We start from the raw sequence: 16,307 nt of genomic DNA on the forward strand, positions 1-16,307 counted from the left end.
GGAAAGCGTTTACCCGAGTGTAGGACACGTCGGCGTCCTTTTGCAATACGCAGTCGCCCTCGATGCGGAGGCCGCGGTCGGCCGGCCGCAAAGGCCGCGCCACGCCGGACGGCCGGATGCGAATCCGCTGCGCGACGATGAAGATGCCGGCGACGAACGTTCCCCTTGTGCCCGTCGATTGAATCGTGTCAAGATGGCGCCCACGCCTCGGAATGCGTTTTCCGAGTCGGCCGGGGCGAGTCCCATGGGCCCGGCCTTGCACCGTCGGATGCCGCGAGGCAGGGGCATCCGATGCGTGCATCCTTTGCCAGTGCTGTCCGAGGAGGAAACCGTGCCCCATCCACCCGTGCGCGTCGATCGCGCCGATGACCAGTCCGCCGCGTCGAGCCCGTCGAGGCGACCTCGAGGCCGATTCGGCCGCTCCGCAGGCATCGTCGCCACCGGAACGGCCCTCGCTCTCGTGGGCGCGCTGCTCACCACGGGTCCGGTCGCGGCCCTGAGCCCGACGGCCGACGGTGCCTACCGCTTCGACTTCGGCACCGCGACGAGCGCGGTGGCCGAGGGTCACCTCCAGGTGACGAACACGACGACGTACACGGCCGAGCTCGGCTACGGCGTCATGCCGGGCGCCGGCGTGACGCTGATCTCCCGTCACCGCGCGACCGACGGCAGCACCGTTCCCGTCGACGCCGTGAAGAACGACTTCGTCGCGGGCACCCCGTGGCAGTTCCTGGCCGACGTGCCGAACGGCGAGTACGACGTCACCGTGCTCTCGGGTGACGAGCTCGTCGGCACCTCGAGCACGGCCACCTCCGTCGCGCTCGAAGGCGTCGACGCGGGCCGCATCACGAGCCGCCAGGCCGTCGCATCGCAGACCTTCCGTGTCACCGTGGCGGACGGGCAGCTCACCGCGGGCTTCAGTGGATCCGGCGTCGGCGCGTACGTCAACGGCATCATCGTGCAGCCGGTCGTGCCCGAAGCACCTGCCAGCCCGGCCGGTCTCACCATCACGCGCCTCGCGCACGACGGCGTCGACCTCGCCTGGACCGGCGTCGACGGCGCATCCGCCTACCGCGTGCACCGGGCCCCTGTCGCGCTCGACGATGCGGGCATGCCCGTGCTCGGCGCCGCAGTGCAACTGGCCGAGGTGACGGATGCCGCCTACGCCGACGCCGCTGTCACCGTCGGCGAGTCGTACGCCTACACGGTCAGCGCGGTCAGCGCCGACGGCCTCGAGTCGCCGCGGAGCGAGCCACCCGTGCTGACCGGTGAGATCCCGGCGCTGCAGCCGCCCGCCGCACCGGCCGACGTGCTCGCCGCGCAGGTGTCGCGCACGACCGTGACGCTCGTGTGGAGCGCCGTGCCGAACGCCGCCGAGTACGTCGTCGAGCGGTCGGATGCCGCCGACGGCACGTTCTCGCAGCTCGGACTCGTCACGACCCCCGGCTTCGTGGACGAGGGCGTCGACACGTCGTCGGTCCGGTACTACCGCGTGACGGCACGCAACGAGGCCGGCGCCTCCGAACCATCCGCCGTCGCCGCCTCGACCGTGTACACCGAGCCCGCGCCGCTCCCGGCGGGCGACGTCGTGGCGTTCGACTTCGGCCCTGGCGCAGTCGCCGAGGGAGCGCTGTCCGTCACGGCCGCAACCGCCTTCGATCCCGAGTGGGGCTACGGCTTCACCGTCGCGCCGGCCGGCGAGGGCGACCGCGGCGGCGACGATCCGCTGCGAAGCGACTTCGTCGCGGCACAGGGTGCCACGTTCGAGGCCGCGCTCGGCACCGGCGACTACATCGTCTCGCTGATCGCGGGTGACGCGGCGGCCGCGAGCTCCATCGCGATCACCTCGGAGTCGATGCCCAAGGTGCAGCTCACGACGAAGGCCGCCGGCGAGTACCTCGAGATGTCGTTCCCGATCGCGCTCGTCGACGGCCGTCTCACTTTCGAGGTCACCGGCGACGCCGCCGCGCTCAACGCGCTCACGATCACCCGTCAGGCACCCCGCGTGGCAGGCGCCCGAGCTACCGTGTACCTCGCGGGCGACTCGACCGTGCAGACGTACGACCCCATCGCCTGGGCTCCGCAGGCCGGCTGGGGCCAGATGATCGACCGGTTCTTCGACGACGACGTCGACTTCGCGAACCACGCCATCGGCGGCCGCAGCTCGAAGAACTTCATCAGCCAGGGACGACTCGACGAGATCCTCCGCTCGGTGCGCCCCGGCGACTACCTGATGGCGCAGTTCGGCCACAACGACGCGACGCAGGGCGTCGACGACCGGTACGCCTCGCCCGCCGACTACAAGGAGTACCTCCGCGTCTACGTCGACGGTGTGCGCCAGCGCGGCGGCACCCCGGTGCTCGTGACGCCGGTCTCGCGTCGCAGCTTCGACGCCGCCACCGGTCTCTTCAACGTGAGCTTCCCCGACTACGTGGCGAAGATGACCGAGCTCGCCGTCGAGGAGGACGTGTTCCTCGTCGACCTGTCGGCTTCGAGCCGTGCCTACCTCGACGAGATCGGGCCCGAGGCGTCGAAGGCCGTCTTCCTGCACGTCGATCCGAACATCTACCCGAACCGCCCTGCCGGCATCGCCGACGACACGCATTTCCAGGAGTACGGCGCCATCCAGATGGCGAGACTCATCGCGCAGGGCGTGCAGGGCCTCGACGACCCGCTCGCGGCATCCGTCGTCGACGTGGAACCGCCCGCAGAGGTGCCGGCAGCACCCACCGGGCTCGTCGCCGGCGCGATCTCGAACGCCGGAGCGGTGCTGCAGTGGGACGCCTCGCCCGGCGCCGACATCTACAAGATCTACCGGCAGCTGGCGAACGATCCCGAGCAGAGCTGGAGCCTCGTCGGCACGACGACCCAGACGAGCTCGATCGTGCAGGGGCTCCTCGAGGGGGCGACGTACCGCTACCACGTGGTCGCGGTCAACGGTCGCGGCGATTCCGCGGCATCCGACACCGTGTCATTCACGACGAAGCAGGCACGCTGGAAGTTCGACTTCGGACCGGTGGGTCAGCCGCTCATGGCCGGCTACACCGAGGTGAACCGCACGATGGCGTACGACGAGGAGCGGGGCTTCGGCTTCGAGAGCATCGGCAACCTCGGCGACCGCGACCGCGGCTCCACCGACGGCGTGCCGAACGACCTGCAGCGCGACTTCGTGCTGCCCGGCGACAGCGCCGTGTTCGCGCTCGACGTGCCGAACGGCACCTACTCGGTAAAGACGTACTCGGGCGACTGGATCGGATCGACCCGCACCGACTTCGAGATCGAGGGTCGGAGCTTCGGATCGGGCAACGCCGGACGCGCCGCCGTCAACGAGTCGGTCCGCGGGCCGGTGCTCGTCACCGACGGGCAACTGAGCATCCGGGCCTACGGCAACGCAGCGGGAACGCGCCTCAACGGCCTCGAGATCACGCCGATCCTCCTCGGGCCGACGGGCCTCGAGGTCACCGAGGTCGACGCCGACCCGGCGGGCCCCGGCATCTCCCTCGCCTGGGACGCGGAGCCCGACCTCAGCTGGAAGGTGTATCGGCAGAGCGAGAGCGACCCCAAGCCCGTGTTCGTCGGGTCGGTCGACACAGCCGAGTTCACGGATGTCTCCGCCCGAATCGGCCTCGACTACCGCTACCACGTGACCGCGGTCGACCAGACCGGGCTCGAGTCGGTGCCGTCGGACGCGGCCGAGGTGTCGCTCGTCGACCCCGAGGTCGAGGCTCCGGATGCCCCGAGCGGCATCACCCTCGAGTCGATCGACAAGCGCGAGCTCGAGCTGTCGTGGTCGGCGTCGCCCGGAACGCTCTACTCCCTCGTGTTCCGCTCCGAGGTCGCGGGTGAGGACGGCGAACTCGTCGGGCTCACCGAGACCAACCGGTACACGGACACCGACGTGCTCACCACTATCCCGTATTTCTACCGGGTCGTCGCGGTGAACGCCGGCGGTCGCTCAGCGGCATCCGAGGAGTTCGAGACGCCCGCGCCGACCGTGCTGCAGCGCGAGGCCGAATACCTCGACCGCGCACCGTCCGCGATCGCGGCCGACGCGGGCGTGCTCGTGTCGTGGCGCATGCTCGGCACCGACCCCGACGCGGTGGCGTTCCACGTCTACCGCGACGGGGCGCGGATCACCGACGAGCCGATCGCAGATTCGACCAACCTGCTCGACGAGTCCGGCACCGCGGAGTCGCAGTACTTCGTCACCAAGGTGCTGGACGGTGTCGAGACCACCGAGACCGAGCCGTTCGGCGTCTGGAGCGCCCCGTACTTCTCGGTGCCGCTCGACAAGCCCGCCGACGCGTATACGAAGGACGGGCAGCCGTACAGCTACTCGGCCAATGACACGAGCGTCGGCGACATCGACGGCGACGGCACCTACGAGCTGTTCGTGAAGTGGTACCCGTCGAACGCGAAGGACAACTCGCAGGCCGGGTACACGGGCAACGTCTACCTCGACGCCTACCGACTCGACGGCACGCGCCTGTGGCGCATCGACCTCGGGCAGAACGTCCGGGCCGGCGCGCACTACACGCACTTCATGGTCTACGACCTCGACGGCGACGGCCGGGCCGAGGTCACGATGAAGACCGGTGACGGCACGCTCGACGGCGTCGGCCAGCCGATCGGCAACGCCGCCGCCGACCACCGCAACAGCTCGGGCTACGTGCTCACCGGACCGGAATACCTCACCGTCTTCGATGGCGCGACCGGTCGTGCGATCGACACGATCGACTACGTGCCTGCGCGCGGCGACGTCGGATCGTGGGGCGACACCTACGGGAACCGGGTCGACCGTTTCCTCGCGGGCGTCGCATATCTCGACGGCGAGAAGCCGAGCGTGCTGTTCAGCCGCGGGTACTACACGCGCGCGGTCGTCGCAGCCTACGACTTCGACGGCGAACAGCTCGTCGAACGGTGGGTCATCGACTCGAACGATGAGGGCGCAGAGGGTCTCTACGGCCAGGGCAACCACAGCCTCGCGACCGCCGACGTCGACTTCGACGGCAAGGACGAGGTGCTCTTCGGCTCCGCGACGATCGACGACGACGGCGAGCTGCTGTACTCGACAGGCCTCGGCCACGGCGATGCGCAGCACACGAGCGACCTCGACCCGTCGCGTCCCGGCCTCGAGGTGTTCAGCGCCCACGAGGACATGGGGTCGGCGGGCGACCGCGGCGCCACCATGCGCGATGCCCGCACGGGTGAGATCCTCTGGGAGATCCCGGCGACGCAGGACACCGGCCGCGCGGCAGCCGGTGACATCGACCCGAGGCACGCAGGTGCCGAGGCCTGGGCCATCGGCGGCGACGCCTCGTGGAACTCGCCGGTGGGGCAGTTGAAGTCGGCGGGCGGCGAGCTCATCGCGGAGCAGATCCCCGCGGCGAACTTCCTCGCCTGGTGGGACGGCGACCCGCTGCGCGAGATCGTCGACCACGACTGGGATGCCGCGGCGAACCAGGGCGTGCCGACCGTCTCGAAGTGGAACTGGGAGACCGAGTCGTCCGACGTGCTGCTGCGCGACGAGGGAGCCCGGTCGAACAACAGCACGAAGGGTACGCCGAACCTCCAGGCCGACCTCTTCGGCGACTGGCGCGAGGAGATCGCGTGGCGCAATGCCGACTCGACCGAGTTGCGCATCTCCGCCACCGACCAGCCGACCGAGCTCCGCATCCGAACACTCATGCACGACTCGCAGTACCGCACCGCCGTGGCGTGGCAGAACACCGGGTACAACCAGCCGCCGCACCCGAGCTTCTTCATCGGCGAGGGCATGGCCACGCCGCCGGCCCCGAGCATCGCGGTCACCGCGGCGCCCGGTGGTTCGACGGATGCCACGGCGCCGGTCGTGACCGGAGTGCCGGCATCGGGCACGCTGCTGCCCGACTCGGGCGAGTTCACGGTCGCAGTCGCGGCATCCGACCCCGAATCGGGCGTGCGCAACCTCGACCTCGCGTTCGACGGGGAGCCGGTCGCGCCCGGCCAGGCGATCACTCTTGAGGGGCTCGCCGGGGTGCACACGTTCACGGCGCGCGCGGCGAACCACGCGGGGCTCGTCACGGCCGAGACGGTGGAGCTCCTCGTCTATGAGGACGAGGGGGCGACGCGGGCTCCGGCCCGCGGAACGCTCTCGTCGAGCAGCGGCTGGGATGACGGCCTCGCCGACGGCACGTTCACGATCTCGATGAACCTCTGGCACGGCGTGAACGGCAGCGTGTTCCGGCTCTACGAGAACGGTGAGTTCGTCACGACGACGCTGCTCTCACCGGACTCGCCGAAGGCGCAGCTCACCACTGTCGACGTGTCGGGGAAGGAGAACGGCGACTACGTGTACACCGGCGAGCTCGTGAACGCGGCAGGCACGACGGCGACGACGAGCGTGACGGTGCGGGTGCGGGATGCCGCGCCGACGCAGCCGGTGCTCAGCCACGACAACCGCGATCGCGACGGCAACTTCGTCGTGACCGCGAACCTCTGGTGGGGCACGAACGGCACGGCGTATCGGCTGTACGAGAACGGCGTCGTCATCGACGCGCAGGCCCTCGTCGGGGCGTCACCCGCGGCGCAGTCGGCGTCGACCGCGATTGCGGGCCGGGCGCCCGGCGACTACGTCTACGTCGCCGAGTTCCTCAATGCGGCGGGCGGCACGATGTCGAAGCCGATCACGGTACGGGTGAAGTAGCGCGAGCGAGACGGGGCTTCGGGAGTGGATACTCCCGAAGCCCCGTCTGCACGTTCACCGTGCCGGCTGCAGCCCGGCCGGGGCGGGTTCAGCGATGCTCTCGCTCAGCGGACGATGCCGGGCGTCGACTCCCGAAGCACGACCTCGGTGCGCACGGCGCCCTCGTTCGCGGCCTCCGCGTCGCCGAGCGCGAGTCGGAGCGCGCGGCGGCCGAGCTCCTCCAGCGGCACCCGCACCGTCGTGAGAGCCGGCGTGACGTCGCGCACCGTCGGGATGTCGTCGAAGCCGGCGACCGCGACATCCGTGCCGGGCGTGAGGCCCGCGTCGCGGATCGCCGAGAGCGCGCCGACCGCCATGACGTCGTTCGCGGCGAACACGACCTCGAGGTCGCCGAGGCCCCGTTCGAGCAGGGTGCGCATGCCGTTGTAGCCGCCGTCGCGGGTGAACGCGTCGCGGATCACGTCGTCGTCGTTCAGCGTGCCGCCCGCTGCGGCGATGCCGGCCCGGAATCCCTCGACTCGGTCGGCGGCCGTGCGCAGGCCCTCGCCGCCGGTGATGACCGCGAAGCGGCGGTAGCCGACTCCGGCGAGTTCGCGGGCGAGCGACTCGGCGCCGCCGCGGTTCTCGACGAGCACGGTGCGAAGGCCGAGCTCGTTGCGGCTGATGAGCACCACCAGGCCGCCTGCACGTTCGTAGGCGCGCAACTCGTCGCCGAGTGCTCCCTCGGTGGGGTCGCTCGTCGGGCGCGAACCCGCGAGGATCATGACGCGTGGGCGCTGGCCGCGCAGTGTGCGCACGAGTTCGAGTTCTCGCTCGGGGTCGCGTTCGGTCGCGGCCATCGTGACGATGAGTCGCTCGCTGTCGGCCTCGGCGACGACGCCGGCGGCGATCGAGGAGAAGTAGGGGTCGGCGATGTCGGCGACGAGCAACGCGACGGTCGTCGACGTGCCTCGCGCGACGGCCTGGGCCGACAGGTTGGGCGAGTAGTCGAGCTTCGCGGCGGCGGCGAGCACGCGCTGCCGGAACTCCTCGTTGACCTTGCGAGTGCTGCCGTTGAGCGATCGCGACGCGGTCGCGAGGGAGACCCCGGCCTCGCGTGCGACATCGTGCAGCGTGGCCGGTGCGCGCCTGCTCGTCATGCCGCCGTCGCTCATGGGTCCTCCCGCATCGTCGTCGCCCTCGGGCGGCTCGACTCTATCGCGGAGGGACACGCGCAGCGGCGAAGGTTTGGCCGCACGGAGCGGAACTGATAGAAATGTGAGCGTACCGAGATAGCGCTTTCCCGGTTCGGGTCGGCACTGGCGCGTGCGCCGCGACGTCGACGCGGGAAGCGCTTTCTCGGCAAACCCGAACGGAGCGAGCGTTGGCGCAGCAGGAACGATACGGTCTCATCGGCACGGGCAGCCGTGCAGGAATGTACATCGGGGCGCTCGCCGGCACGCAGCTGGGTGCCGAACACGTGCCCGAGGTTGCTCGACTCGTCGCCTGGAGCGATGCGAACCCGGGCCGCCTCGACGTGTACGAGCGCGAGGTCGTCGCCGCGGGGCATCCGGCGCCCGTTCGCTACGAACCCGACGACCTCGAGCGGATGATTCGGGATGAGCGCCTCGACCGGGTCATCGTGACCACCCCCGACGTCACCCACGCCGACTACGTCGTGCGGTCGCTGCGGGCCGGCGCCGACGTCGTCGTCGAGAAGCCGCTGACCATCGATGCCGCGAGTGTGCGCCGCATCGGCGAGGCGATCGCCGAGACCGGGCGCGAGGTGATCACGACGTTCAACTACCGCTACAGCCCGCGCAATGCCGCCCTGCGGCAGGTGATCGCCGACGGACGCATCGGTCGGGTCACGAGCGTGCACCTCGAATGGGCGCTCGACACCGTGCACGGAGCCGACTACTTCCGCCGCTGGCACCGCGACAAGTCCAACTCGGGCGGACTCTTCATCCACAAGGCCTCGCACCACTTCGACCTCGTCAACTGGTGGATCCAGGCGGTGCCCGTGCGGGTCTTCGCGAGCGGCGGCCTGCGATTCTACGGCGCCGAGAACGCCGCAGCGCGCGGCCTCGGCGAACGGCCGTCGCGCGGCACCGGAATCGCCGGCGACCCGTTCGCACTCGACCTCGCGAGCGACGCGCGCATGAAGGAGCTCTACCTCGACAACGAGCACCATGACGGGTACCTGCGCGACCGCGACGTGTTCGACGCGGGCATCACGATCGAAGACAATCTCGCGGCGATCGTCGACTACGACTCGGGCGCGACGATGAGCTACTCGCTGAACGCGCACGCGCCGTGGGAGGGCTATCGAGTGACCGTCAACGGCACCGAGGGGCGTGCCGAGCTCGAGGTCGTCGAGCGAGGAGCCGTCGTCGTCGGCGACGATGGGCGCGTGGTCGTCGACCCGAGCATGCACCCCGAGCACTCGTCGGTCGACGAACTCCGGCCGGATTCGGAGCGGCTCCTGCTGCAGCGGCACTGGGAGCGGGCGCAGCTCGTCCCGATCCCCGCGGGAATCGGCAGCCACGGCGGCGGCGACGCCTACCTGCTGCAGCATCTCTTCGGCCGGGTGACCGAGGATGCTCCGCTCGGACGGGTCGCCGGCTACGCCGACGGGGTGCGGGCCGTCTCGGTCGGCATCGCCGGCAACCTCTCGCTCGCCACCGGCGCGCCGGTGCGCATCATCGACCTCGAGCTCGGGGTCTAGCCGGGCGCGAGTGTGAGCACGCCGTCGACGCGGCGCGGGATGCCGAGCGGATTCGCCTCGCGCAGCTCGAGGGGCAGAGCGGCTTCCGGTGCGTCCTGGTAGGCGACGGGGCGGAGGAACCGGCGGAGCGCGGTCACCCCGACCGAGGTGTGGATCGACGTCGTCGCGGGCCACGGTCCGCCGTGCTGCTGGGCCCAGCTCACGGCGACCCCGGTCGGCCAGCCCCCGAACAGCACGCGTCCGGCCATCTCGGCGAGCACCGCGACGACCGCATCGAGCGACTCTCCGGGCTCGGCGTGCACGGTGGCCGTGAGGCTGCCGCCGATCGCGCGGATCGTCTCGAGGGCGTCGTCGACCTCCTGGTACTCCACGATCAGCGTCGCCGGGCCGAAGCACTCGGCGAGCAACGCGTCGGGGTCGGCGCGCACGGCATCGGTGGTCGTCGCCAGCACGACCGCAGAGCCCGAGCCCGGCCGCTGCACCGGGTCGCCGGCGGCGACCTGCACGTCGGGGCGGGCAGCGAGGGCGCCGACCCCGTCGGCATAGGCGGCGGCGATGCCGTCGGTGAGCATCGGCACCGGGGCATCCGTCGCCACGGCGCGACCGAGCAGCTCGGCGAAGCGCGAGCCGGCCGGCACGAAGACGACGCCGGGGTTCGTGCAGAACTGCCCGACGCCGAGCGTGAAGGATGCCGCGAGGCCGGCCGCGAGCTCGTCGGCGCGAGCGACGACCGCGGCGGGCGTGACGAGCACCGGATTCACGGCGCTGAGCTCTCCGTAGAAGGGAATGGGGTCGGGTCGGCCCGACGCGAGGTCGAAGAGCACCCGGCCGCCGTGCAGCGATCCCGTGAAGCCGACCGCGCGCACCTCGGGGTGCTGCACGAGGGCGATGCCGAGTTCGCGTCCCTCGGCGAGGGCGAAGATGCCTGTCGGAGCGCCCGCCGCCGACAGTGCGGCGGCGACGATCTCGGCCGTGCGGCGTGACAGGCGAGGGTGCGCCGAGTGGCCCTTCACGATGACGGGGCAGCCGGCCGCGAGGGCAGATGCGGTGTCGCCGCCGGCGACCGAGAACGCGAACGGGAAGTTCGAGGCGCTGAACACGGCCACGGGGCCGAGCGGTCGCAGCAGGCGGCGCAGGTCGGGTCGAGGCGGCGTGGTGGTCGCGCTCGGATGATCGATCGTCGCCTCGAGGTACGAGCCCTCGACGATCGCCTCGGCGAAGAGTCGAAGCTGCGCCGTGGTGCGCGCGAGTTCGCCGGTGAGGCGCGCAGTGCCGAGGTGAGTCTCCTCGTCGGCGATGCCGATGAGTTCGGCGCCGTTCGTGTCGAGGGAATCGGCGACGGCGCAGAGCCACGAGGCGCGTTCGGCGCTCGTCGATGCGACGGACACCGCGAAGGCGCGTCGGGCCGCGGCGGCCGCCGCGTCGAGGCCGGCGAGATCGGTGGAGACGGCGTGCACGGCGCCGTCTGCGTCTGCGTCTGTGCCTGTGGCTGCGGCAGTGGTGCTGGTCACGATTCCTCCGTCGAGTGAGCGGATACCGCGGCATCCGATCGTCGGTTGCTGAATCGGATGCCGAGGCCGGCCTGACCGGTCGTGCGCACCCGGTTGCCGTCGATCGCGATCGGCGGCGGCGTCGCCAGGGCGCCGAGCTCGGCGAACGACGCATCTTCGACCGCCTCGACGAGGTGCTCGCCGGGCAGGATCAGCGCGAGCTGCGCCGACAGCTCGAGCAGCAGGTGCGGGGCGAGACCGACTCCGCGGTCACGGGCGAGCTCGGCGATCGTGAGGAACGGCGTGATGCCACCGACGCGCACGATGTTCGGCTGCGCGAGGTCGACGGCTCCGGCGTCGATGAACTCGGCGAAGCGGTAGCGGGTGTACAGGTTCTCGCCGAGTGCGATCGGCACCTCGACGCGGCTGCGCAGCGTGACGTGCGCGGCGAGGTCGTCGGCTCGGAGCGGCTCCTCGATCCAGGTGAGGTCGAAGGTCGACAGCTCGCCGATCGCGCGCTCTGCGTCGTCGAGGCTCCATCGCTGGTTGGCGTCGATCATCAGGCGTCGCGACGGCCCGATGACGGCGCGCACCGCTGCGATGCGGTCGAGGTCGCGGCCGAGCTCGGGGCTGCCGACCTTGACCTTCACCGCCTCGAAGCCCGCGTCGACCCAGCGTTCGGCCTGCGCCACGAGTTCGTCGAGTGGATAGTGCAGGTTCACGCCGCTGCCGTAGACCTCGGTGGCCCGGTGCCGCCGACCGAGGTGGTCGGCGATGCCCATGCCGGCGCGGCGCGCGGCGAGATCCCACAGGGCGAGGTCGAGTCCGGCCATCGCGATCGTCGTGATGCCGCCCCCGCCCCCTTCGTGGAGGTGCGTCCAGAGCGGATCCCAGAGACCTTCGGGAGCGGCCGGCCGGCCGATCGCGAACGCCGCGATGTCGTGGTCGAGGTGGGCCTGCACTGCGGCGGCTCCGATCGAGGGGGTCCACGAGAATCCGTGCCCGCGCTCGCCGTCGGAGTCCTCGACGACTACCTCGACGAGCGAGAGGTCGCGCACGTCGGGCCCCCATGGCCGCCGGAGCGGCACCCGGATGCGCCGGGTCGAGAGGCGAGTGATCGTCGCCGTCGCGGTGGCGTCCACCGTCGCGTTCCTCACCGCAGCACGGCGGCCGGGCTCAGCCGCTCGACGAGGGCCGACCCGGAGTCGAGGAGCGCAGCGAGCCGGGCCTCCTGCTCGGGCGTCGGATCGACGAGCGGCGGGCGCACCGAGCCGACGGCGAGTCCCCTGAGCCGGAGGCCGGCCTTGATGAGCGAGACCCCGAAGCCGGGCGTCTCGTCGCGCAGCGCCACGAGCGGGGTGTAGAACTCGCGCAGCAGCGTGAGCCGCGTCGCTTCATCGCCGTCGGTGTAGGCGCGGTAGTGCAGTGCGGCGAGGTCGGGGATCATGGCGAACGCCGCCGAGGAGTACAGCGGGATGCCGATGCCGCGGTACGCGCCCTGGCTGAGTTCGGCGGTGAGCAGTCCGTTGAAGAACGCCAGCTCGCGGCCGGTCGACTCGGCGGCGAGCACGATCTCCTGCGCGAGCCCGATGTCGCCCGTTCCGTCCTTGAACCCGACGATGCGTGGGTTGGCGGCGAGCCGGGTGATCGCTGCGGCCGTGTAGCGGGCGGTACCGCGGTGGTACACGATGACCGGCAGCTCGGTTGCTGCGGCGACCGCCTCGACCCAGGCGACCAGGCCATCGGTCGTGCCCGAGACGAGGTACGGCGGCAGCAGGAGCAGTCCATCGGCGCCGGCGGCCGCTGCACCCCGGGCGAGTTCGATCGCGTGGCCGAGCGGCCCGCCGGCGCCGGCGATGACCGGCACGCGGCCCGCGACGGCGTCGGTCGTCGTCTCGACGACCGCGATCGCCTCGCTCGCCGACAGCGCATGGAACTCGCCGGTGCCGCAGGCGGGGAACACCCCGCCCGGGGAGAACGGCAGACGGCTCACGACATGCTCGGCGAGCACGTCGTGCGCGACCGTGCCGGCCGGAGTGAACGGCGTGACCGGAAAGAAGAGCACGCCGTCGAACGCGAGTGATGGAACGGATGCGGCGGTCATGACGCCCTCGATTCGTGGTGGGGGTCGTGCGTGGAGGGAACGGTCGATGCTGCAGCGATCGGCCTCGCGTGCGCTGCCGCGGCAGCCGTGGCCGCATCGGGTGGTCCGAGCTCGGCGAGCGCGGCCCGCCAGCGGTGTCGCGGCCGCCAGCCGAGCAGCGCCGCAGCCTTCTCGATCGCGAATACCGGCCGGGTGCCGCCCAGTCGCTCGGCCGCCTCGCCCAGGCCGGGGGCGTACTCGCGCCACAGCTCGGCGACGGGCCTGCGAGCGAGCGCATCGGGTGCGCCCACGAAGAAGCCCTCACCGTCGACGACCGCGACGGGCGCGGCGAGCCAGGCATCGACGAAGGATGCCGCGTCGCGGGCGTCGAGGTAGTTGAAGAGGCTCACCGCGGCGAGTGACGGGTCGCCCAGCCGTTCGAGCATCGTGTGGCCCTGCTGCGTCGGGGCACCGGCCCACTCTTCGGGGGAGACGACGTAGCAGGGGCGGAAGAAGCCGTACGCGCCGGGGGAGGTGCGGGCGAACATGCGCACCGCGTGCTCGATCACGAACTTCGAGAGGGCGTAGGCGTTCGCGGGCTCGACCCGGTGCGTCTCGTCGATCGGCACCGACGAGGCCCGCCAGTCGGGTGAGCTGTATCCGATGACGGTGGGACTGCTCGCGGCCAGCACCCGAGACACCCCGGTCTCTGCTGCTGCGGCGAGCACGGTGTGGGCGAGCGCGGTGTTGGTGAGCAGGATCTCGCGCTCGGGTGCGCTGAACGGCACCGCGATGCCGGCGAGGTGCACGAGGGCGTCGGGTCGCAGTTCGTCGACGAGCGCGTGCGTCGCGACGGCGTCGAGCAGGTCGATCTCATGCTCCTCGACTCCGTCGAGTCCCGACGGGGCGCGGTCGGCTCCGACGACCGCGTGGCCCGACGCCACGAGGCCGGCGGCCAGGCTCCGGCCGAGCCGACCCGATGATCCGGTGACGAGGATCTGCATCTGTGCCCCTGTCGCTGAGAAACCGCTTTCTCCGCGGAAGCCTAGGTGAACACCGGGTCGGTGAGCAAGCCTGCGGCTACACTGAGGAACCGGTTTCCCATCGGGGAGCCACTACTCGGCGACGGTCCACGCCCGGTCGCCACGGGGAGGGATGCGCATGAGCGAACGTCAGCGGGCGGTCACGATCGCCGACGTCGCCGCGCATGCCGGCGTCTCCCAGGCCTCGGTCTCGCGAGTGCTGAACGGCAAGCAATCGGTCGATCCGGTGATCGTGCGCCGAGTGCAGGCGACGATCGCCGAGCTCGGCTACCGCCCGAGCGTTGCGGCACGGAGCCTCGTGCACGGCCGCAACCAGACCGTGGCGATGGTCGTGCCCGACCTCGAGAATCCGCTCTTCCAGGGCATCCTCAAGGGCCTCAGCCTCGCCGCGGCATCCGACGGCTATCGGGTGCTCGTGGCCGACACGGCCGAACAGGTCGACGATGAGGAGGCGATCGCGCTCGAAGCGCGGCAGCGGTGCGATGCACTCGTGCTCTGCGCGCCGCGCATGCCGGAGGAGCGACTGCGGCGGCTCATCCGTCGCGTCGCCCCGGTCGTCGTCGTCAACCGGCCGCTGCCCGACACCGAGGTGCCGATCGTCGGAGTCGACTACGTGCGTGGCATCCGTGACCTCGTGGAGCACCTGACCGGGCTCGGGCACCATCGCATCGCGTACGTGAGCGGACCGTCGACGAGTGCCTCGAACGCAGAGCGGCTCCGCGGAGTCGCCGAAGCGCTCGCCGCCGACGACTCGGTGCGCATCGACATCCTCGCGGGCGGCTCCCGCGCCGAAGACGGTGACGAGGCGGCCGAGGCGGTGCGCGACGCCGCCCGCCACGGCGTCACCGCGGTGATCGCCTTCAACGACCTCGTCGCCCTCGGCCTCATGACCCGGCTGCGCGAGCTCGGCGTGGACGTGCCGGGTGACCTCTCGGTCGCGGGCTTCGACGATGTGCCGATGTCGCGATACGCGACGCCCCGGCTGACGAGCATGTCGGTGCCGCGCGCCGAGATGGGCGCCCAGGTGTGGGCGCGACTGCGCACCCTCATGGCGGGCGGCCCGATCGCGCACTCGGTGTTCTACCGTCCACGACTCGAGGCCCGCGAGAGCACCGGGGCGATGCGATGACGACGCCCGAGCACGCCGTCGCCGTCGACCAGCGCGCGGTCGACCGCCGGGCGAAGCGGAGCCGGGTGCTCGCGGTGCTCGACCAGCGCGGAGCCGACGCCGTCGTGCTGCGCTCGCACGCCGCGGTCGCCTGGTACCTCGACGGCGCCCGCACCCACGTCTCGCTCGCGGGCGAACCCGTCGCCGCGGTCGTCGTCGGCCGCGACGGCGACGAACTGCGCGTCTTCGAGAACGAGGCGGAGCGGCTGCTCGCCGAGGAACTCGGCGGAGACGCCGCAGCGCCGCCCGGCGGACGCGCCGCCGCGGCGGACGCCGCTGAACGACTCGCCGTCGTGCGGGTGCCGTGGCATCAGACGCTCGTGCCGACCGGGCTCGCTGCGATCGACGAGACCGACGCCGCCGCCGAGCTGCGCGCAGCGCGGGCGAGCCTGCTGCCGGGGGAGCTGGCGCGGTATCGCGCGCTGTGCCGAGAGGTCGCAGAGGTGCTGACGGATGTCGCGAGCGCTGCCGATTCCCGCGACACCGAGTTCGACGTGGCTGCGAGGCTGGCCGCGGAGCTCGTCGCCCGCGGCATCGACCCGCTCGTGACCCTCGTCGCCGGACGATCGAGGCTCGGCCACCGGCATCCGCTGCCCACCGCCTGGCCGCTCGGCGACCGGGCGATGCTCGTCGTCTGCGGTCGGCGGCACGGGTTGATCGCGAACGCGACACGCTGGGTGCGGTGGGGTGAGGCCTCTCGTGACGAGCGTGACGCCGAACGACGCATCCTCGAGGTCGAGGCGGAGTTCCTCGGCGCGACGCGGATCGGCTCCACGATCGGCACGGCGTTCGAGACCGGCATCGCCGCGTACGGGCGGCACGGCTTCGACCCCGAGGAATGGCGGCGGCATCACCAAGGGGGCGCGGCCGGGTACGCCGGGCGCGACCCGCGGGCGACGCCGGCCGTCGCCGAGCTGGTGCAGCCGCATCAGCCGTTCGCCTGGAATCCGACCGCGCCGGGCGCGAAGGTGGAAGACACCGTGCTCGTCACCGACGCGGGTCTCGAGGCGCTGACCGTCGATGCGCGCTGGCCGACCGTGCCGGTGGCGGGTCTCGAGCGGCCGATCGAACTCGACCGTGTAGAGTTCGGATAGCGCTTTCCCAGGGATACCATGGGCGGCGTCCGATGAT

General features: G+C 71.5%; 9 protein-coding genes. 4 read left to right on the forward strand and 5 right to left on the reverse strand.

The window, feature by feature from the left end:
- Positions 1 to 331 precede the first annotated feature (331 nt).
- Positions 332 to 6,685, forward strand: coding sequence for a rhamnogalacturonan lyase family protein (locus AC6CH0_RS09665; protein ID WP_498100129.1), 6,354 nt, complete (start codon positions 332 to 334; stop codon positions 6,683 to 6,685).
- A gap of 104 nt (positions 6,686 to 6,789) precedes the next feature.
- Here AC6CH0_RS09665 and AC6CH0_RS09670 read toward each other — a convergent pair whose 3' ends face one another.
- Positions 6,790 to 7,839, reverse strand: a complete 1,050-nt coding sequence (locus AC6CH0_RS09670) for a LacI family DNA-binding transcriptional regulator (protein ID WP_498100131.1) — start codon at positions 7,837 to 7,839, stop codon at positions 6,790 to 6,792.
- A 209-nt stretch (positions 7,840 to 8,048) separates the two neighbouring features.
- On the opposite strand from AC6CH0_RS09670, the gene AC6CH0_RS09675 reads away from it, so the two are divergent.
- Positions 8,049 to 9,392 (forward strand): Gfo/Idh/MocA family protein, encoded by a 1,344-nt coding sequence (locus AC6CH0_RS09675; RefSeq protein ID WP_498100133.1) that lies wholly within the window; start codon positions 8,049 to 8,051, stop codon positions 9,390 to 9,392.
- Here AC6CH0_RS09675 and AC6CH0_RS09680 read toward each other — a convergent pair.
- Genes AC6CH0_RS09680 through AC6CH0_RS09695 form a run of 4 tightly spaced genes read right to left on the reverse strand, consistent with a single transcriptional unit; the run spans position 9,389 to position 13,969 of the window.
- Positions 9,389 to 10,849: an aldehyde dehydrogenase (NADP(+)) gene (locus AC6CH0_RS09680; protein ID WP_498101092.1), complete on the reverse strand. Its 1,461-nt coding sequence runs from the start codon at positions 10,847 to 10,849 to the stop codon at positions 9,389 to 9,391. The genes AC6CH0_RS09675 and AC6CH0_RS09680 overlap by 4 nt on opposite strands.
- A 50-nt stretch (positions 10,850 to 10,899) precedes the next feature.
- A complete protein-coding gene (locus AC6CH0_RS09685) occupies positions 10,900 to 12,024 on the reverse strand; it encodes a mandelate racemase/muconate lactonizing enzyme family protein (RefSeq protein ID WP_498100135.1) in 1,125 nt (374 codons plus the stop codon).
- 11 nt (positions 12,025 to 12,035) lie between these two features.
- Positions 12,036 to 12,986 carry a 5-dehydro-4-deoxyglucarate dehydratase gene (locus AC6CH0_RS09690; protein ID WP_498100137.1) on the reverse strand — a complete coding sequence of 317 codons (951 nt, stop codon included), beginning with the start codon at positions 12,984 to 12,986 and terminating at the stop codon, positions 12,036 to 12,038.
- Complete coding sequence (locus AC6CH0_RS09695; protein ID WP_498100139.1) at positions 12,983 to 13,969, reverse strand: NAD-dependent epimerase/dehydratase family protein; 987 nt, start codon at positions 13,967 to 13,969, stop codon at positions 12,983 to 12,985. The genes AC6CH0_RS09690 and AC6CH0_RS09695 overlap by 4 nt, the downstream gene beginning before the upstream one ends.
- A gap of 157 nt (positions 13,970 to 14,126) precedes the next feature.
- Between AC6CH0_RS09695 and AC6CH0_RS09700 the strand changes: the two genes are divergently transcribed.
- Both AC6CH0_RS09700 and AC6CH0_RS09705 read left to right on the forward strand, forming a co-directional pair.
- Positions 14,127 to 15,137: a LacI family DNA-binding transcriptional regulator gene (locus AC6CH0_RS09700; RefSeq protein ID WP_498100141.1), complete on the forward strand. Its 1,011-nt coding sequence runs from the start codon at positions 14,127 to 14,129 to the stop codon at positions 15,135 to 15,137.
- A complete protein-coding gene (locus AC6CH0_RS09705; protein ID WP_498100143.1) occupies positions 15,134 to 16,270 on the forward strand; it encodes a M24 family metallopeptidase in 1,137 nt (378 codons plus the stop codon). Before AC6CH0_RS09700 ends, AC6CH0_RS09705 begins: the two co-directional genes overlap by 4 nt.
- Positions 16,271 to 16,307: the final 37 nt, after the last annotated feature.

The organism is Agromyces sp. GQ35, assembly GCF_059758475.1.

What these genes read in the sequence shown, in the direction of transcription:
- AC6CH0_RS09670 (WP_498100131.1), bottom strand. Translation starts at nt 7,839, where the DNA reads ATGAGCGACGGCGGCATGACGAGCAGGCGCGCACCGGCCACGCTGCAC.
- AC6CH0_RS09690 (WP_498100137.1), bottom strand. Translation starts at nt 12,986, where the DNA reads ATGACCGCCGCATCCGTTCCATCACTCGCGTTCGACGGCGTGCTCTTC.
- AC6CH0_RS09695 (WP_498100139.1), bottom strand. Translation starts at nt 13,969, where the DNA reads ATGCAGATCCTCGTCACCGGATCATCGGGTCGGCTCGGCCGGAGCCTG.
- AC6CH0_RS09700 (WP_498100141.1), top strand. Translation starts at nt 14,127, where the DNA reads ATGAGCGAACGTCAGCGGGCGGTCACGATCGCCGACGTCGCCGCGCAT.
- AC6CH0_RS09705 (WP_498100143.1), top strand. Translation starts at nt 15,134, where the DNA reads ATGACGACGCCCGAGCACGCCGTCGCCGTCGACCAGCGCGCGGTCGAC.